Genomic DNA, 18,038 nt, shown 5'->3' with positions numbered 1-18,038 from the left:
ACGTCTTGGTCGTCGAGCTTCCTGCGGCCCTGCTGGATGTCATTTTGAGGTGGCAGTGTGAGAGTATTTGCAAGCGGCTTCATATGAGCAACGTTCTCCCCCAGCACTACTTCTCCCGAGGCACCGTTCAGGTCGCGCGTTCGCTGATCGGTAAGTATTTGGTGCGCGTACTCGATGGTCGTGAAATTGCCGGACGGATTATTGAAGTCGAGGCCTATGTCGGGCCGCAGGATAAGGCTTGTCATGCGTCGAAGGGACGAACGAAGCGGACTGAGGTGCTCTTTGGGCCACCGGGGAATGCGTACGTCTATCTGATCTACGGGATGTATCACTGCTTGAATGTTGTGACGGAGCGGGAGGAGTTTCCCGCTGCGGTGTTGATTCGGGCGATTGAAGTTGATGGAGTGTTGATCGATGGTCCCGGACGGCTCTGCCGCGCGTTGCAGATTGACCGGAGCCTGAACCGGATGGATTTGACGACACAGGAGTCTCTCTGGTTTGAGGATCGAGGAGACCGGATCTTGCGCGGGCAGGTTGCCGCGCTTCCGAGAATCGGTGTGGACTATGCCGGCGCGTGGGCTAAGAAGCCCTGGCGATTTCGATTGCAGCAAGCTGTAAATACGCGGTTGAAGCGGAGCAAGGAGTAGCGATCAAAGGGGCGAAGAACTTGTGCACGCAGGTAGCGATAGGGACAAAATAAAACGGGGCCGCCGTAGTCATACGACGGCCCCGCTCCACGATCCGCTTAAACCGTCGACTACTCGATCTTCCGATCAGCGCCGATCTTGGTGGCTGAGGTCACTGGCGGTGCAATCTTAATCTGCGGTCCCTGCACGTTTGGGAGACGGCCAGCGCCCTGTCCCTCGGTGATTCTGGCATTGTCAGTCTTGGTCAAGCTCTGCTCGCTGTGCTTGATGGAACTGGCGGACTTCAGCAGCGTAGCCTCACCACGCGCATCAGACTGGCCTGGGTCATTGGCGGTAGGCTGGCCAGTGACGGGGCTTCCGCTGTTCTTCATCGGATAGCCTTCATGCTTGGGGAGCAGTGCGGGGTTGGCCGAGGCCAACGACAACGTGAAAAGCACACCGGACAACGTCGCAATAGTGCCGAGTACGAGCTTCATACCCTACTCCTTTGAAAATGGTGACTGGGAAAAATACGTTTAAAAACAGCGAATTTTTTAGGCCTAATCAAGTGGCCGAGATCATAGCGAGGGGGGGGTACCCCTGTCAAGCGAGAAAGCGAGGCCGCGGTTCGTGTCTAGGTATGCCCCATCCATAATAGTGAACGAATCCCTTCTGGATAGCGCAGAGACCATCCGTCGATGAGGAGCGTCGATGTGTGCATAAGAGGCTAGGCCGTAGGGCGGCGAGCCGGTGGTCGTCGTCCACGCCCGCGGTGGCGGAAGGCCGGGCCTCGGCTGACCCCTGGGAGGCGAATCGTCAGCGTCGTCCCTTCGCCGGGGGCGCTGGCGATAGCAATCGATCCGCCATGCTCTTCGATGATTTTTTTGACGGTCGCGAGCCCCAGGCCAGTCCCGGAGCGCTTCGTCGTAAAGAACGGCTCGAAGACCTTGTCGAGAATTTCAGCCGGAATGGGGGCCCCGTCGTTCTTAATCAGGATCTGCACTTCAATGCCGCGGCCGGCGCGATGTTGTGTGACCTGAATGTGCAGATGGCCGCCGGGAGTCATGGCTTCTCCGGCGTTTTTGAAGATACTCAGGAAGACCTGCTGGAGCTTCGCTTCATCGCCGCGCACCGGGGCAATTTGCGTTGCATAGTCTTTCGTGACCTGAATTCGAGTCACTTCTAAGTCGGTGCCTACCACGACCAGCGCGCTCTCGAGCACTTCGGGAATGCGGCACAGGCGCCGGTTCAGTTCGAGGGGTTTCGCAAAATCGAGAATTTCGTTCAGGATGGCTTCGACTCGGATCAAATCGCGCATGGCGTTTTCGACGCGGGTTTGCGGGTCGAAATCAAGAATGCCCTCGGCCGTCACTTCTTCCAGTTGGGAGCGGATGGCGCCGATCGGCTCACGGATTTCCGTGGCGAGGAAGGCGCTGAATTCTCCGATGGCGGCTTGCCGTTCCTGCTTGCGGATGACCGGTTCCAGGATTGTCGGCGCTGCCGCGGGGACCGCGGCGTTGTCGGATCCGGTTTCTGGTTGGGCTGCTGGGGCTGCCACCGATGCGGGCGGCGCTTGGAGGAGGTCAGCCAGCTTCAGAATGATCGGTTCCAATGTGCGGGCGTCGGTGGCTTGGTAGCGTCCGGCTTCTTTCGATCCGAGCGTCAGCGTGCCGCCGACTTGTCCGCGGACAAAGAACGGAACCACGAGAGAGGAGACAAACCGCTCTTTGTAGAGGTGTTTATGATCGAGGAAGCGCCCTTGGGTCGAAGCCAGGTCATGGTCGACGCGCGGCTTCCGGTGCCGGACAGCCCAGCCGGATGCCGAACTGTCGAGCGTGAGCCGATGTCCGGCCCGCATGTCTTTCTTGCTGTCCTTTTCGCTCTTTTGATCGCCGGCGACACCAAGGACTTCCATGCTGCCCGCGAGGGGGTCGTAATAACAGGCCCAGGCGCGGTCATAGGTCGTGTACTGGCTCGCTTCTTCCAATACCTTGACGATTTTTTCTTCCAATTCAGGCGTGAATTGCGCGGTCGGTGCGGTAAACATTTCCGAGACCGCCGGGGCGGCCGGTGCCGGCTCGCGCGACACATAGGGGCGGCTGAGCACCACGTTCATGTCGAACAGGCCGTCGCGCTCCAGCGCTTTCGTGATGTCGTCGCCGGCCTGTTCCATCAGGCCTTTTTCCTTCTTCGCGAAGGTGGCGTTTTCTTTTCGGGCGATGACCAAAAAGCCGTAGGTGCGCTGGCGATGGCGGAGCGGCATGCCGAGGAGCGATTTGGCCCCCGGCGTAATGAGGCGCAGTCGGACGGTGCGGCCGGCATCCTGATCCTGCGGTGAGCCCTGGATCGCCGCTGCTTGGGTCGAAAGCGTTCGCAAGATGGCTTGTACGTCGCGCGGGGTAAAGCCGCGGGTGGCGTGACTGATGAGCGGCCCCTGTTCCTGGTGGAAAATGGCGGCGAGCGCCGAATCCGTTCCCAGCTCATTCAGAGCGGTGTTCAACGTCCGTTGCAAATGTGTTTCAGCGTTTTGTTTCGATTGCGTCGCGGGCATGGTCATGGGTAGCGTTCTCGATTAAGGGATCGCATTCTAGCAACGATGGAGGGGTGATGCAATGACACGCGTGTAGATACTTTACTCCGGATTGATAATCTTCGGAGCCCGGCGTTCGACGATGACCTGCTCAACCGGCGGCGGTTCGAGTCGCCCTATGTTCAGAATGCTGGTGACGATGCTGATGACCAGCGCGCCGCCGACGGCGGGCCAGAAGCCTGCGACGGTAAAATCTTTCACGAGATAAGCGGTGAATTCCAGCAGCAGGGCATTCACCACTACGAGGAACAGCCCCAACGACAGGACGATCAGCGGAAGGGTGAGAACCAAGAGGATCGGTCGCAGGATAAGATTCAGAAATGTCAGCACCAGGACGGCGGCCGCACCGGCCGTCAGGGTTGAGGCTTCGATGCCGGGCACGATGGCCACGGCAAGAAAGACCGCAATGCCGGTTGTGAAGACCCGTGTGAGCACGGGCCGGAGGCCTCCGTGGAACGGCGACGCCTGAGCGAATCGAGATATCTGTACTCTCTCCATGTTGGACGGACCCTCTATGGCACCGCAGGCGCTTGCGGTGCGGCGGCGGCCTTCTTTGCCGCGGAGTAATGCACCTCGGTGGCCGTCAATGCCTTTTTATCCTTCGTCGCTTCGATCACCACGCGGTCACCGACAGACGGCGGCTCGGTTGACGACGGATTGCCCTTGGCCTTGAACTTGGTTTGCGTGGTCAGCGTTACCGAGACCACTTTCCCCTTGGGAGTCTTGACTTCGATATGGGTGCCGTCGATCACGGTGACGGTGCCCAGCACATGCTGGCCCGAGCCATGAGCCCAGGCGGCGGAGGAGGCGAACACGAGCGCGAAGGCCAATACGAGGTGTTGAATCATGGTAGGCATCAGCTCCTTATCGAAGATATTAATGATGATGACCGGATTCTGCGGGTGCGGCAACCGAGTCATCGCCCTGCAGGAATTGATCGAACGCCGCTTCCTCGTCCGCCGCATGTTTGGACTTCGGATTCAGCGACTTCATGGTTTCCAACTCCTGGGGCGTGAGTTTGGGCAGATGACGAATGAAGTGCACGAGCTTCCAGCTGTCTAAATCCTGCTCCGGGTCGCCTTCGCCCCAGGCCGGCATCGCGGTAAAACGAATGCCGTTGTGGATCACCCAGAAGAGTTCGCCATCCGACATCGTTTGGGTCGGTGCCTCGCGCATATCCGGCGCCTTGGGATACACATTCTTGCCGATGGGGGTTTGGCCGCTGCCGTCGTTCGCGTGGCAGGTGGCACAGTGATCGGCAAAATGCGCCAAGCCATCTTGCAGCACGTCCGGGGTGACCGGCACAGGATTCGGCTTGTTGCGCTGCTCAAGAGGGATCGCCAGGTAGCGGACCTGCCGGGCCATCAACACTTCAAGGGCATTCGGTTCGGCTTTGGCGCTGAATCCGGTCGTGAAGGATTGATAGCCGAACCAGCCTAGTAACGCCAGTGCGCCCACAATCAGGATAACGACTGTCCCGATGAATTTGGCTTTCATACGCGTAAATCACTATACAAAGATTGTGGAAGAATTGCCAATTGCTACAACGCGAGAGGGCGCTGTGTCGCCACGTATACGCGAGAGGCGAGCAGCACGAGCACCGGCACATGCATGAGGAGGCCGCTCAGAGCCATGAAGGATTCGCCGATCCAGAAGGTCATGGCGAGGTTGAAGAGCAAGACTCCGTAGTAGAGGCCGACGCCCAGTAGGATTTTGAGCGTCGTGTCGTCTGAAGGGCGGGCCTGCAGCACGGGGAGTCGGCGGTCGAGCGGAAAGTAGATGGCGAGAGAAATCAGCCCGACGACGGCCCATCCGACATAGTTGGCGAAGGGAATGCCGAAATGCCAGCCGGGGTCGGGGTAATAGTAGATCTTGCCGAGGAACCAGCGATCACCGCGGAGTGCAACCGGATCGATGACCATATCAATGAAGGCGAACAGGCCGGCCGTCAGGAGCCACAGGCGCCAGTTCGTGCGCGCCGTCAGATCGAAGCGGAGCGATCTGAGCGGAAGGGGGGAGGTCTCGGTGCGATCAATCGGCAGCAACAGGCAGAGCGCCACGCAATAGGCGGCGTAGAGCAGAAAGCTGAACGAGATCGAATCCATAAACGGGATGTTGGAAAAGTATAGTTCCTGTCCGATCGTTGAGCCGTTGTAGTGATACCAACCGAAGGGGATGCCGTTGCGCGTCGAGGAGTATTCGCAGACGAAGGCCGTGGCCCAACTGATCAACCAGAAGCGCCAGGTGCGCGGCCAGCCGATCAATTGAATTGCGGTAAAAAGAAAGGCCGCCAGAAAGACGAAGACGTAGGGGCGGAAGAGGATGGTTTTGAAAAAGAGGGTGATGTACTCCACGGTGGCGGGGCCTCAAGCGTACTTGTGGTCGCGGAACCAACGCACTGCTTTTTCGAGCGCGACATCCGGCGGTGTTTGCGGGATGCCGAGTTCGCGGATGGCTTTGCTGCAATCGTAGTGCATCTTGTACTTGGCCATCTTCACTCCTTCCAGTGGAATGCGCGGAGGAATACCGGTCACCCAGGAAAAGGCCAAGTTTAAATAGGCGAGGGGCAAGATAAGTTCCCGCGGGAGCTTCACTGACGGCATTGTGACGCCGGTGAGCCGGCTCAAGATTTCAAAGATGTCCCGCAACATCAGATTCTTCGTGCCGAGGATATAGCGTTCGCCGATGCGGCCTTTTTGCATGGCCAGGAGATGGCCGGCGGCCACATCGTCGACATCGACGATGTTCATGCCCGTTTCAATATAGGCCGGCATGCGGCCTTTCATAAACTCGACAATCATCTGCCCGGTGGGGGTCGGTTTTACATCACCTTCGCCGACGGGCGCGCTGGGATTGACGATCACCACTGGCAGCCCCTGTTTCGCCAGCTTCAGGACTTCCTGCTCGGCCAGATACTTTGACCGCTTGTAGTGGCCGGCCATTTGTTCGAGCGATACCGGTGTTTCTTCGGTGCCGAGGCCGCCATCTGGTGGTAACCCGATTGCTCCGATGGTGCTACAGTAGACGATGCGCTCGGTCCCGACATCCCGCGCGGCTTCCAGCAGATTTTTCGTGCCGGTCACATTCACATCATAGAAGATGGCCGGATTGCGGGCCCAGAGGGCATAGTGCGCGGCGACGTGGTACAGCTGTTGGCAGCCAGTGAGGGCTTTGCGCAGAGACTCCTTGTCACGTAGGTCGCCGTAGGCGCCGTCGATCTTAAACTGTTGCAGGTTGGAGAAGTCGCTGTCGCGGCGGGCCAGCACGCGGACCTCGACGCCCGCCTTGATCAAGGCGCGGACTACCGCCGCGCCGACGAACCCGGTTGCGCCTGTGACGAGAGCTTTCATGATGCCGAGGGAACTGGTTGCGGAGTGCTAATAGCAAAGAATGCGGGCCCGATGTCTGTGCCATCAGCCATAGGCTATCAGTTCTCAGTTTTTTCGGGACGTAATGTAGCGCGCGATCTCGCGGAGCGGATCGGCCGACGGACCGAATGACGACAAACGGCTGATCGCGCGTGTGACGCAGTCGTCGGCCAGCTTCTTGGCCCCGTCCACACCGTAGAATGTTGGATAGGTTTTCTTGCCGCGCTCGGCGTCCGTGTTGGGATTCTTGCCAAGTTCTTCGCGCGTCCCGGTCACGTTCAAAACATCGTCGGCGATTTGGAAGGCCAGGCCGATATCCTCGGCGTAACCCGTCATGTCGTCGAGCTGCCGATCGGTCGCTCCGGCGGCGATTGCACCCATCCGCACAGCTGCGCGCATCAACATGCCGGTCTTGTGCTTGTGAATGTTTTGCAGCGTTGGCAGATCGATGTCTTTATTTTCCGCCTGAATGTCGAAGACTTGGCCGCCGACCATACCCGCGTTGCCGGACCCGTAGGCCAGCTCTTGAATCAAACGGACTTGTCGCACCGGATCGCAGCCCTTCATCAGATCAGGCCGGCTGCAGAGATCGAAGGCCATGGTCAGCAAGGCGTCGCCGGCCAGGATTGCCATGGCTTCGCCGTAGACCTTGTGGTTCGTCGGCTTCCCGCGGCGGAAATCGTCGTTGTCCATCGAGGGCAAGTCGTCATGAATGAGCGAATAGGTATGGATGAACTCTAGGGAGCAGGCGACGGCCATCAATCCCGGAGGGGTCGTTCCTAAGGCTTCTGCTGTGGCAATCGTCAGGATCGGCCGCACTCGCTTGCCTCCCGCCATGAGGCTGTAGCGCATGCTCTCGTGCAACGTCGTCGGCGGCGTCGAGGCCGGGGGGCTCACGTCATCCAAGAAGCGATCGACTGCAATCCGCTTTTGTTCGAGATAGTCCTTAATGTTCATGGAGATAAAAAGAGGGTTGTCGAGACCGGCTGTGATTTTTTCGGAGAGTAACAAATGGCCTAGGGGGTGTCAAACGGGCGGCCGTACAGTTTTGTGATTCGGCATGTCATAGCCTGATAGATGAAGGGAGCTTTCTAGGAAGCTTAGCCAGCTGGATAGAGTACGGTGCTTGCGTGGCAAGTAATGCGTGCTGAAGTGAAATCTATTTCGTATACTGAGAATAGTAAGCAATGCAAAAAGTGTGTTGGAGGAATGATGAAAGCTGATCACGGTAGTCCGCAGGTCAATATTCCTAGCGTCTCCCGGCTGCTAAAAACCATTTTCATTATCCTTGCCGGACTTAGCGTTGGTGCTTGCCCAGGCCCTGATCGTCAGACTCCCCAGCAAGTTGTTGCCCAGCTCGTGCAAGAGGGATATCTCAAAGCGTCGAATACTGGTGTGGCGGATAGATTTGGATACAAGGTTGCTGTAAGCGGTGACACCCTTGCTGTGGCAGCAGTTCTCGAAGGGAGTTCAGCGACTGGTATCAACGGGAATCAAACAGATAATTCGGCGCCACTTAGTGGAGCTGTTTACGTGTTTACGAGAGAGGCTGGAGGCTGGTTGCAGCAGGCTTATCTTAAGGCTTCCAATACAGAGGGAAATGATCACTTTGGTTCTTCAATCGCGCTTAGCGGGGATACTTTGGTGGTTGGTGCTGTAGCTGAGGATAGTGCTTCAACAGGAGTGAATGGTGGCCAGGCAGATAATTCAGCTTCGGGGAGTGGTGCGGTGTATGTGTTCACGCGAGTGAATGGTGCATGGACTCAACAGGCTTATTTAAAAGCCTTCAATACCGAAGCGGATGATGCATTTGGTTGGGATGTAGCAATTAGTGGGGATACGATTGCAGTTGGGGCAGTGACTGAGGATAGTGCAGCGGTTGGAGTAAATGGGAATGAAGCCGACAATATGGCAATCGATAGTGGAGCGGTGTACGTATTTACGAGAACGGGAGGTGCTTGGACTCAGCAGGCGTATATCAAGGCCTCTAATGCGAATACGGGTGGTCGGTTTGGTCATGCCGTGGCCATGAGTGGAGATATGTTAGTGGTGGGTGCGCAGGGAGAAGCTAGCGCGGCTGTGGGAGTAAATGGAAATCAATCAGACAATTCTGCTCCAAATAGCGGTGCTGCATATGTCTTTACAAGGAATTCTGGGATTTGGAGTCAACAGGCTTATCTAAAGGCATCGAATACTGACGCGGGTGATGGGTTTGGTGGAGCGGTTGGGATAAACGGGGATACTCTTGTCGTAGGTGCTTCGGCTGAGGCTAGTTCTGCGGATGGTGTAAATTCGAATCAAGCGGACAACACGGCTCATAATAGTGGGGCGGCTTATGTGTTCACACGAGTTGGAAATGTATGGGCTCAGCAGGCGTACTTGAAGGCATCTAACTCCAGCGGAGCTGATGCATTCGGTTCAACTGTGGCACTTGATGGCAATTGGGTCGTTGTAGGGGCATTTGGGGAGGCCAGTACCACGACTGGAGTAAATGGAAATCAGTCCGATGATACCGCGGTTAACACCGGAGCTGTATATACCTTCACACGTAATGGTGTGGCGTGGAGTCAACAGGCATATGTCAAAGCTTCTGTTACCGGAATCGACATGTTCGGTTCATCTCTGGCTTTGAGTGGCAACACTCTTGTAGCTGGCGCACCGCTCGAAGCTAGTGCGGCATTCGGAATAAATGGCAATCAAGCCGATAATTCTTCCCCTCAGAGCGGCGCGGCCTATGTCTTTCAGTTTCGATAAAGGCAGAAGCTCTATATTTCCTAAGCCAGTTTGAGAGATTGCCTCCTGCTTGTATTTATTTGGACCGCTTCGCTATACTTCCACCACTATGAGCATTCGAAAAGGCGGCGGAGATTGGGAGCCGATGTTGCTGGGGATCGAACCCCGGAACTGCAAGGTCTGTAACGAAGGGCTCTACCGGAACAAGACCTTCTTCACCGGCGGCTGGTCCCGTTGCGCCCTCTGCGATGAATTTGTCCACTACAGCTGTCTCGCCAGCGGCAAAGTGTCGTTTTTGAAAGCCCGCCCGCGCGTGTGTAAGACTTGCCGCGCGGCTCAAGAGGGCACCCCCTCTCCTTCGCCCGCGAAGGACGAGACTCCGGCTGCCGTCGGGTCGTGACCTCCAACTTGCCTTCGAATCAAGCGCCGTCCCGTCCCGAGTGGCATACTTTCTTTTCTGAAGCGATCCGGTTGGTACTGGCCCCGCTGGTCTTGGTTTTCGCGGGGTTCTTTACCGCCAATTTCGTCATCAGCGGAGCCTATACCTGGCCGCGGACGAGCCGGACGCTGGCGCTGACGTTGACTGTGCTGATTCTCTCCTACGAGTTTGTCTACAAGGAACAGCTCGCGCGCCAGGTGTCACCGGAGCGGGCGAAGTCCGTGTTGCTCTATTCCTGTGTGATCCCCTATCTGGTCGGTATTCTCGTGATGTTCGTCTTGTGGAAGTTCTAGCAGGCGTGTTCTGCAGAGGATAGACAATGGCTCAGGTCATTCGAAGCGGCGCGTTTCTTCAGCAATGCTGGTCGGTCCATCCGTTATGTCTGACGGTAAAACGGATTGCCGATGATCGCACAGTGGTACTGCTGTGTAGCTCCTGCCGGTCCGCGCATCATTTGCAGTGTGACACTGTCATCGCTCAGGCGTCGGCCTCGCAAAGTCAGAGTGAGGCTCCGACTCCGCCTGTGACCGGTGATCCCGAGGGGCTGACGCAGTTGGCGAGTTGTATTGCCGGCCATCGTCCAGCGTTGTCGCTGCGTGAGATGGATGTTTTTGAAGACCGCGTGCTGATCCGTTGCGCTGACTGCCGGTGCCACTATGCTCTGGCGGTCTCGCAGTTTGAAATGCGTCAGAAGTAACCCATCACTATTCACCGCTCTGCCGCGATCTCTACGCATGACTCTCCCGCTCTCGTTGACCGATGAAGAGGCCGCTCTTGTGGCCGATGCGCAATTCTTTCGCAAGAAAGAGCGGATCTCGGCCAAAGTACGGGCCCAGCTTGATGCGACCTATGCAGGACTGACGGAAGAGTTAGGCCGGATCAGTCTAATCACGCCGCCGGGGTTCAATGCTCGCGCGCATCAGTTTGTCAAAGGCGAACAGCTCGAATTCTTTCCCTACCAGTATCTCGATTATCCTAAACATTTCGATGGGGGCAACAAGTTTGCCTTCCGGACGCTGTTCTGGTGGGGCCATCATCTGGCTTGCGCGTTGATACTCGAAGGGGACGGCATCAAGCAGTATAAAAAGCACATTGTCGATCGGTTTCATCAGGTGGCGGGGCAGGAATTGGAACTGTCACTGGCCCCGACATTGTGGGAGTGGAAGCGGGGGGAGGGCTATACCCTGCCGATCACGCACGATCGCAAGGCACAGATCGCGTCGGTGTTGGCCGAACGTCGGTTCATCAAGATCGTGCGGTTCGTGCCGATGACCGATCCCCGGCTGCAAGCCGGATTGCTTTCGGAGTTGAGCCGGGAGACCTTTCGGGCGATGCTGCCCATTGTGACCGCGTGAGGGGCCGGTGCTCCGGGAATTGTCTCCGGGTGCCAACTTGGGTAGACTGGGCTAGTGTCGGCGCAACATATGTATAGCGTGAGGAGGCATCCGTGAAATCAATGATGCTGCGACAGGTGGTGGGAGTGAGTCTGGTTGGAGTCCTGGCCGTGATGGCCGGATGTGTGGGGAAGGGAGAGACGCGCTATCTCGACGTCCGGACGCCGACGGCTGCCGCGCCGTCTCCCGAACAAGAGCCAGTTAAGATTGTGATTGAACCGTTTGAAGATCGTCGCGACGATAAGACGCGGGTGGGACAGCGGACGCATCTCTGGGGCGGCGCGACGGTATTTAATGTCGCGGGAGAACGTCCGGGAGAAGTCATTGCCCAGGCCCTGGCGGATCGTCTGAAGAATCGCGGCTGGCGCGGGCGCCCCTGGAAAGTGCAAGTCGGCCGGAGTGCGGATGTGCCGGATGCCGACATTGTTATCAGCGGCCAGGTGTCGGAATTCTTCGTCACGGCCAAGAGCCGGGTGTTTTCGACCGTGATCAATGCCAGCAACAAGTTCAGTGTTCGAGCGCGGAATGTAGGGGACAACAGCACGACGATTCGAAGCGTCGAGGGCGCGCAACGGACCACGGTCTTCTGGTTCGCTGAGGGCGATGCGCAGGAATTATTGGCGGCGACTTTGAAAGACGGCATTGACCGGTTTGTCGCGGATACGATGGTTACGGACCGGGCGTTACGGCCGGCGCATTAAACGCGGCGGTGGCGCGGGAGACTTCGAAGAGTGCGTGAGCGGCGCTGGGAAACGACGACTCCGTTGACGTTCAGCCAGGTCCTGGCGGTCGGAGAACGGCTGGCGGCGTTAGGCCTCAAGCCGGCGGTGCCCGCGCAAGATGTGATCTGTTACGTCGAGGAGTGGACCGTGTCCGCGCCCGACGAATTCGATCAGCTCGACCCATGGGCCACGGAAGACGTCACGCTCGTGCATGTGCGCGAGGGCTGGCGGGGCGATTTCTTCTTGCTGGCCGGCGCCTACCATACCGTCTTTCAACGCTACCAGGATGTCGGCGCCTATTGTTCGGTGAGCCACCCCTGGCGGATTCGCGAGCCGTTGCGACGGCATGAGTCACGCAGCATGTTCTGGCTGGGGTTCCGTCACGCCCATTCTTTCCTGCGCATCCGCCTGCAGACGACAGAAGTGATCACGCCGGGGGAAACGCGCGCGGACGGCGACCGCACGGAATGGCTGGACGAACGGCGGGCGGCCTTTCTCGACGCCATCACCATTCTGGATCTTCCCATCGAAACATTGATCGAGAAGGATCAGGTCATCCTGCGTCCGGCCGATCCTGCGACCCCCTTTTTCTGTTCCTGGCCCGACGCCTTCGGCCCCTGCCAATTCGAGTACAACACGACCGACTCCTTTGAGTTCCTGGTGCCGGCCAGCAAGCTGGCAGCCACGTTTGCGCAGGAACCGGCCGGCGTGCGGACGTACCTGACGGGATTTTCAGAAGAGGCGCTGGCAGATTTTGCCGCGATTGAACCGGGGGCTCGCTTTGCCTATCGCTGTTCGGTCCACTGTCCTTTGGACGAGCTGCCGGAAGTCTTGGAGGCGATCCAGCCGGATGGGCGCTTGTATGCCACTCTCTGTGAGTTTCAGACGCAGGCGGTCTTGCCCGAAGGGGACGATGCCTCGGCGATCATCGGCATCGTCGGATTGAACGGACAATTCCAGATCGAGGCTCGGCTGAACCGGGCTCCGCTCAAGGAAGAAGCCATGGGGCCATGGTTGGAGCGTCTGATCGGGTACCCGATGATGTATGCTCCGCTTCCCGCCTTCGTCTAACAGGTTGCTGAAACCGGCTGCCAGCGGCGTTCTCACTTCGCAGTTCCCCTGCGGCGTACCGGCGGAGAGTACGCCTCGGGGTCCTGCTCGTTGCGGCCTTGCTGGACAGCCGGTTTGAGCAACCTCGATCAAGCTGCTCCTCAAGAACCAATTTTCTATTGAAGAAACCCGTCTGATTTCGCACAGTGTGGGCATGAGCCCGCTCGCGAAAGTCCAATCTCTCCTGACCAAGCCCTTCATGCCGGCGGTGTTTTTTCTCTCCGGCGTTTCGTACGACACCCTCACCCTCACGCGCATCGACCGGCTGCAGGACAATTTGTTGCTGTTGATCTATTTGTTGCTGCTGGGCGTGCTCATTGTGCTGACCGGACGGTTGGGGATTGAGCCGCCGCCGGATCGAGAGCACTTGGCCGTGCTCTCGCCATTTGCCCGCTGGGTGCTTCATGCCAGACCCTATTACCCAATGGCGGTGCAGTTTCTTTTGGGCGGATTGTTCAGCGCCTACGCGATCTTCTATTCCCGCAGCGCGACCCTGACGAGCAGCGCGATCTTCTTTGCCCTGTTGATTCTAGTGCTGGTCGGGAACGAGTTTCTGCGCGATCGCCTGTCGAGTTTGCGCCTGTTGATCAGTCTCTATGCCCTGGTGTGTTTAGCTTTTTTCACGTTCTTTCTCCCGGTCATGACCGGGCTGATGAACCTGGTCGTGTTTCTCGCTGGCGCTGGATTGACCGTACTGGTCACCTTTCGGGTCGTCCATTTGATCTATCGCAACAATCCGGATCGCTCCAGGCGCGAAGCCGTCGGCGTGACGGCTCCGGCGTTCGGGCTGATCGCTCTGCTGGTCGGCTTCTATTTTCTGAACTGGATTCCGCCGGTGCCGCTCTCAATGAAGTTCGGCGGCATCTATCGCGAGGTGCAGCGGCAGGGCGATCACTTTCTTTTGACCTATGATCGGAAATGGTACGAAGTCTGGAAACGGTCAGAAAATCCGTTCCCTGCCGATGAGCCGATCTACTGCTTCACCGCCGTGTTCGCGCCGGTGGCGCTGAACACGACGGTCTATCACCATTGGTACTTTCGTTCGGACAGCAGCCACTCCTTCACTCATGCCGACAGGATTCCCATCAAGATTTCAGGCGGACGCGACGGCGGCTATCGGGCCTACTCGTTCAAACAGCGCCTCGATCCTGGCGACTGGCGCGTGGATGTAGAAACAGAAGACGGCCGTATCGTCGGCCGGGTGTCCGTCCGTGTCGAACAACAGAGCGAACAGCCGACCGCACGGAAGACCCTGTCGTATTGATGAAATGCCTGAGCGGGCTCAAGTTACTGGGAGAACGGGACGGGGAAGGCCGGCAGGCCGAGAAGGGCGTCCAGAATGTAGTTTCTCCGAATGCTGCGCTTATTGTCAAGATCCGGTTGCGAGAGATTTCTCAAGAGCGTAGAGTCAGCATGTCATGAGTACTCGAGCTCTTCCTCCCTGCCCCTCAAGTCCTAACTGTGTTTCTACCCAAGCTACGGACGAAGGCCATGCCATTGCACCGTTCCGCTATCGCAAGTCGCGGGCGGAGGCGAAGGAGGCATTGAAGACCATCGTTCAGGCGATGTCCCGCACGAAGCTCGTTGAGGAAGATGAGTCCTACCTGCACTACGAATTCACCAGCCTGTTGCTCCGCTTTGTCGATGATGTAGAGTTCCTCTTCGACGACACGACCAAGACCATCCACTTCCGCTCCGCCTCACGCGTCGGCTATGGCGATCTCGGCGTCAACCGGAAGCGAATGGAAGAGATCCGGTCGCTCGTCGGCGACAAGCTCTAGCGCGTTTCGGAAATGTTCTTGGGCGTTGCCCGGCCGCTTGCTATGCTCCAAGGGCAGGAGGGCTACAGGTATGGGATTCAAACGAAAAGGCTCGCGTGTCGATGTCAGCCGTGCCGGGCGCTTGCAGCGAGGGTCGCTCTCGGTGCCGTGCAAGATTTTGGATGTCAGCGAAACCGGTGTGAAGATTGAGAGCCGCCTGTTTGTGAAGCACGGGGATGCGCTCCAGCTCGTGATCGATCTTGAGCAGGGGAACACGCTGTCGTGTGGGTTGCAGGTTATCCATGTGCGGTCCCCGAAGTTCGGCGCGGCGATCTCGTCGATCAGCCCGGAGGATCGTGAGCGCCTGGCCCATATCCTTGACGATCATATGCAGAATAGTTTTTCCCGCCGCTAGAGACTAAGCCCTACAACGTGCGGCAGGCCGCCGCGGGGGTGAGTTCCGTGTCGGACAATTCCAGCGTCGACAAATAGGCCCAGCCCATCAGATAGCCCAGGTGCCGGTAGGCTTCGAATTCTTCCAGCTCATACCATTGAAACACCGTACTGGTCTGAGGAAACTCTTTTCCCTCGGGCGCCTCGACGATCTTCGCCACCTTCTTCATGGCCAGGTGTGCCCGCTCGCGGGCCTGGTTGTCGCCGATCATCGCGAGCAGCCGGTTTCCGTCCAGGTGGGTTGGATTCGTCGGCGGGCTTGCGAGTGGCGCGTCGGCCAACGGGCGGCCGCTTTCCGGATCGGCGCTGACGAAGATTTTTCCTGGCGCAGCCAATGACGGGTTCTTTTTGAACAGGGTGGGGTTGTAGGCGTACGGCTTCAGGTAGTGAATGACGGTCGGGGTGCCGTCAGGGCGTTTGATCCAGAAGCGCCGATACCAGACGATCTCGTGCTCCTCCGGAATCTCGCCGCACCATTCGACGCCTTCGCCAAAGTAGCTCTTCATCCGTTTCTGTAAATTGTGCAGGTAGTCGTATTGCCAGGTGGTGTCCAGCGTGGCATCGCCGACGATGATGTGGCTGACCTGGCGGCGCAAGAGGGTCTGCACGCCGAGGTTGTCATAGAACGATCCGTCGGTGATCTCGATCCACCGGCTTTTCGTATCCGGCCAGATCCGTTGAACGGTCATCATCAGGAAATAGTCCCAGACGGTGGTGACGGGGGTATTGAACCGGCGGGCGTAGTTCCAGGTCTGAAATTCGTTGTTGATGTTGAAGGGGGCGGTGCCGAACCGAAGCAGCACGCGCGCGACATCGTTCCGGTACCATTCTTCGACCAGGCTGTCCAGATCCAACCCTGCACCGGAGGCGGTCATGGCTTGGGAGAGGCGTATGCAGGCATCGGCGCGGATGCGTTCGGCGCGCGGCTTATGGCAGGTGCCTTCGGTCAGGTCCTCGACGACGACTTTCCGTGGGTTGAACCAGGCCGGCTTCCCGTCTTCGGTCTGGGCTTCGACCACGGGCAGACCGAAGCCGGCAGTCTGGATGTAGCCCAGGCCGTCGGAGCCGGTGTAGTCGCGCGTGAACTCGAAGTTGTAGTTGTCCCGGTAGGGACGGTTCGATTCGCCTTCATAGGCGCGCGGCCTGCCGCGATTGACCAGATTGCCGTTGATGATGAGGTAGGGTGCGTCGGCGTCTTTGCGATTCAGCCGAACGAGCGGCGTTTCGTGTTTCCCGCGTAGGTACGTGAGTTGGATCCGGTCTTCATAGGGCGTAAACAGGTGCAGTTCGTTGCCGATCTCCGGCGGGGTCTTTATGTGGAGAATCATATCCCACATGTAGTAGGGGATCAGCCGCCACAGATAGCCCCACATGAGCTTCGGCCCTTCCCAAAATCCGCCCTCTTTTATAAAGCCGGAATGGTGCCGCAGATGGGCGATGAAGTCCTGATGGGGATCGAGAAGCTTCCCTTGATCCATTGTCTGGACGAGGTTCCCGTAGACGTCATCCTGCTCCTGGCCCAAATGCGCGAGCATCCAGCCGGCGATGTAGGATCCGCCAGAGACCGTGCTCAGGTAGTCGATCTGCGGCAGCCGCTGCATGTCATGGAGGGATTGCAGCACCCCCAGATGGAAGGTGGCGGAGCGAATGCCGCCGCCGGAGAAGGCCAGACCGGTGAGATGCGGGGGGATTGTCTTCACCGTCGGCACATGGTCGGCCACGCGGTTGGACTCGCCCTTGGCCACGGTGTTCCGCCGTTGTTCGATGTAGGCGTACTCCTCCTGATAATCCTGAACGAGTGTTCCGGGTTGATAGAGGAATGCCCGTTGGCGGATGTCATACGTCTTGGTCGGAACCGTCTGGCAGGCGGAAAACGTGAGGCCGAGGAGAAGGCTTGCCAAGAGCCACCGAGCGCGGCGCCGTTGGTGCGAGTGGGTGATCACAGGCGGCACTGTAGCGGAATCCAGGAAGTGAAGAAAGAGGGCGAGTGATTCCGCTTAAGCTTTGGGAGGCAGCAACCGAGAGGGAGCTTAATGCGCCGGCGTTTGGATCTTCGGGCCCAACCGGGTCGTGTGCTGGAAGACGCACTTCGGGCAGGTGTAGTGAACGAACTGCGCGCCGCCGACCAACCGTTTCTTCATCGGCACCTTGCACCAGGTGCAGAGCCGGTCTGGGAGCGTGGCTGCGGAGGTGGTCGGCGTCGATGGAGTGCTCATAGTGGGGCGCATTGTCACCGAGGGGCGGGAACCTTGTCAACCGGCTTGGAAACCGCCGAGTGGCCCGAGCTAAAAAAAAGTTTTCGCGCCGCGTCTCACTGAAAAAACTTCATGGTATAGTGCGAAAAAATACGCCGCACGCGGGCCCCATTTACTCTTTAACAGAAAGGTCTCTACCCATGAGCATCTCGGCTGGATCCGAGTCGTCAATCTTACCAACGAGCACCCCTGTCGCCGCTTCGCTACCCGTGCAAGACATGGTAGGACCCGGCAAGGCATGGGGCCTCTGCACCGCCGTCGATCTCCAAGATTGCAATCCCGACCTCATCCGTGATGCTGACCACATCAAGCGCTACGTCGTTGAGCTCTGTGAGCTCATCGGGATGAAGCGTTTTGGCGAGTGCCAGGTCGTGAATTTCGGCGAAGGTCGTGTGGCCGGCTACTCCATGGTGCAGCTGATCTCGACATCGTTGATCGGCGGCCATTTTGCCAACGACACCAACAACGCCTATCTCGATATTTTCAGTTGTAAGGGGTATGACCCCGCCGTCGTCGAATCCTTCTCGAAGGAGTTCTTCGGCGCGCGCCGGAGCATGGCGACGGTCACGCTTCGGTACTAGCGAGATC

The 18,038-nt window shown here is 58.2% G+C and carries 21 protein-coding genes and 1 pseudogene; 12 read left to right on the top strand and 10 right to left on the bottom strand.

Annotated features, from left to right (window positions below; genetic code table 11):
• The first annotated feature begins 83 nt into the window (after positions 1-83).
• Positions 84-647, top strand: coding sequence for a DNA-3-methyladenine glycosylase (locus tag NITLEN_RS03605; protein WP_121988197.1), 564 nt, complete (start codon positions 84-86; stop codon positions 645-647).
• Between the two features lie 110 nt (positions 648-757).
• Here NITLEN_RS03605 and NITLEN_RS03600 read toward each other — a convergent pair whose 3' ends face one another.
• The 8 genes from NITLEN_RS03600 to NITLEN_RS03565 all read right to left on the bottom strand — a co-directional run bounded on the left by NITLEN_RS03600 (position 758) and on the right by NITLEN_RS03565 (position 7,541).
• Positions 758-1,123 carry a hypothetical protein gene (locus tag NITLEN_RS03600; RefSeq protein ID WP_121988196.1) on the bottom strand — a complete coding sequence of 122 codons (366 nt, stop codon included), beginning with the start codon at positions 1,121-1,123 and terminating at the stop codon, positions 758-760.
• A 230-nt stretch (positions 1,124-1,353) separates the two neighbouring features.
• Complete coding sequence (locus NITLEN_RS03595) at positions 1,354-3,183, bottom strand: ATP-binding protein (protein ID WP_121988195.1); 1,830 nt, start codon at positions 3,181-3,183, stop codon at positions 1,354-1,356.
• A gap of 75 nt (positions 3,184-3,258) precedes the next feature.
• A complete protein-coding gene (locus NITLEN_RS03590) occupies positions 3,259-3,651 on the bottom strand; it encodes a phage holin family protein (RefSeq protein WP_219999376.1) in 393 nt (130 codons plus the stop codon).
• Between the two features lie 77 nt (positions 3,652-3,728).
• A complete protein-coding gene (locus NITLEN_RS03585; protein WP_146216084.1) occupies positions 3,729-4,073 on the bottom strand; it encodes a DUF5666 domain-containing protein in 345 nt (114 codons plus the stop codon).
• Positions 4,074-4,092: 19 nt separating this feature from the next.
• Positions 4,093-4,713, bottom strand: a complete 621-nt coding sequence (locus NITLEN_RS03580; RefSeq protein ID WP_121988192.1) for a c-type cytochrome — start codon at positions 4,711-4,713, stop codon at positions 4,093-4,095.
• Between the two features lie 44 nt (positions 4,714-4,757).
• Positions 4,758-5,570 (bottom strand): carotenoid biosynthesis protein, encoded by an 813-nt coding sequence (locus tag NITLEN_RS03575; protein WP_121988191.1) that lies wholly within the window; start codon positions 5,568-5,570, stop codon positions 4,758-4,760.
• Between the two features lie 12 nt (positions 5,571-5,582).
• Positions 5,583-6,566 carry a hopanoid-associated sugar epimerase gene (hpnA, locus tag NITLEN_RS03570; RefSeq protein ID WP_121988190.1) on the bottom strand — a complete coding sequence of 328 codons (984 nt, stop codon included), beginning with the start codon at positions 6,564-6,566 and terminating at the stop codon, positions 5,583-5,585.
• A gap of 84 nt (positions 6,567-6,650) precedes the next feature.
• Positions 6,651-7,541 carry a polyprenyl synthetase family protein gene (locus NITLEN_RS03565; RefSeq protein ID WP_121988189.1) on the bottom strand — a complete coding sequence of 297 codons (891 nt, stop codon included), beginning with the start codon at positions 7,539-7,541 and terminating at the stop codon, positions 6,651-6,653.
• Positions 7,542-7,724: 183 nt separating this feature from the next.
• On the opposite strand from NITLEN_RS03565, the gene NITLEN_RS03560 reads away from it, so the two are divergent.
• The 10 genes from NITLEN_RS03560 to NITLEN_RS03515 all read left to right on the top strand — a co-directional run bounded on the left by NITLEN_RS03560 (position 7,725) and on the right by NITLEN_RS03515 (position 15,157).
• Entirely contained in the window at positions 7,725-9,338 is a 1,614-nt protein-coding gene (locus NITLEN_RS03560; protein ID WP_121988553.1) for an FG-GAP repeat protein, read from the top strand.
• An 88-nt stretch (positions 9,339-9,426) separates the two neighbouring features.
• Positions 9,427-9,717, top strand: a complete 291-nt coding sequence (locus NITLEN_RS03555; protein ID WP_121988188.1) for a hypothetical protein — start codon at positions 9,427-9,429, stop codon at positions 9,715-9,717.
• A gap of 8 nt (positions 9,718-9,725) precedes the next feature.
• Positions 9,726-10,049: a hypothetical protein gene (locus tag NITLEN_RS03550; RefSeq protein ID WP_146216083.1), complete on the top strand. Its 324-nt coding sequence runs from the start codon at positions 9,726-9,728 to the stop codon at positions 10,047-10,049.
• 26 nt (positions 10,050-10,075) lie between these two features.
• Positions 10,076-10,453, top strand: a complete 378-nt coding sequence (locus tag NITLEN_RS03545) for a hypothetical protein (RefSeq protein ID WP_121988186.1) — start codon at positions 10,076-10,078, stop codon at positions 10,451-10,453.
• A 37-nt stretch (positions 10,454-10,490) separates the two neighbouring features.
• On the top strand, positions 10,491-11,111 hold the full coding sequence (locus tag NITLEN_RS03540) for a hypothetical protein (RefSeq protein ID WP_121988185.1): 621 nt from the start codon (positions 10,491-10,493) through the stop codon (positions 11,109-11,111).
• Positions 11,112-11,203: 92 nt separating this feature from the next.
• Positions 11,204-11,851, top strand: a complete 648-nt coding sequence (locus NITLEN_RS03535; protein WP_146216082.1) for a hypothetical protein — start codon at positions 11,204-11,206, stop codon at positions 11,849-11,851.
• Positions 11,852-11,881: 30 nt separating this feature from the next.
• Positions 11,882-12,943, top strand: a complete 1,062-nt coding sequence (locus NITLEN_RS03530) for a hypothetical protein (RefSeq protein ID WP_121988183.1) — start codon at positions 11,882-11,884, stop codon at positions 12,941-12,943.
• A 193-nt stretch (positions 12,944-13,136) separates the two neighbouring features.
• Positions 13,137-14,246: a DUF2914 domain-containing protein gene (locus NITLEN_RS03525; RefSeq protein ID WP_121988182.1), complete on the top strand. Its 1,110-nt coding sequence runs from the start codon at positions 13,137-13,139 to the stop codon at positions 14,244-14,246.
• Between the two features lie 154 nt (positions 14,247-14,400).
• The gene (locus NITLEN_RS03520; protein ID WP_121988181.1) at positions 14,401-14,763 is read left to right on the top strand and encodes a DUF1499 domain-containing protein; all 363 of its coding nucleotides are present in this window, start codon (positions 14,401-14,403) and stop codon (positions 14,761-14,763) included.
• Positions 14,764-14,833: 70 nt separating this feature from the next.
• Entirely contained in the window at positions 14,834-15,157 is a 324-nt protein-coding gene (locus NITLEN_RS03515) for a PilZ domain-containing protein (protein ID WP_181416612.1), read from the top strand.
• A gap of 10 nt (positions 15,158-15,167) precedes the next feature.
• Here NITLEN_RS03515 and NITLEN_RS18780 read toward each other — a convergent pair whose 3' ends face one another.
• Together NITLEN_RS18780 and NITLEN_RS03505 are read right to left on the bottom strand one after the other, a co-directional pair.
• Positions 15,168-17,096 carry a patatin-like phospholipase family protein gene (locus NITLEN_RS18780; protein WP_219999375.1) on the bottom strand — a complete coding sequence of 643 codons (1,929 nt, stop codon included), beginning with the start codon at positions 17,094-17,096 and terminating at the stop codon, positions 15,168-15,170.
• Between the two features lie 129 nt (positions 17,097-17,225).
• Entirely contained in the window at positions 17,226-17,411 is a 186-nt protein-coding gene (locus NITLEN_RS03505) for a hypothetical protein (protein ID WP_121988179.1), read from the bottom strand.
• Positions 17,412-17,686: 275 nt separating this feature from the next.
• Here NITLEN_RS03505 and speD point away from each other — a divergent pair.
• Positions 17,687-18,031, top strand: a pseudogene (gene speD / locus NITLEN_RS03500) (S-adenosylmethionine decarboxylase); the annotation flags it as partial.
• Positions 18,032-18,038: the final 7 nt, after the last annotated feature.

It is taken from the genome of Nitrospira lenta (assembly GCF_900403705.1).
GTDB lineage: Bacteria > Nitrospirota > Nitrospiria > Nitrospirales > Nitrospiraceae > Nitrospira_D > Nitrospira_D lenta.
This window is presented reverse-complemented; position numbering and strand designations above follow the sequence as displayed.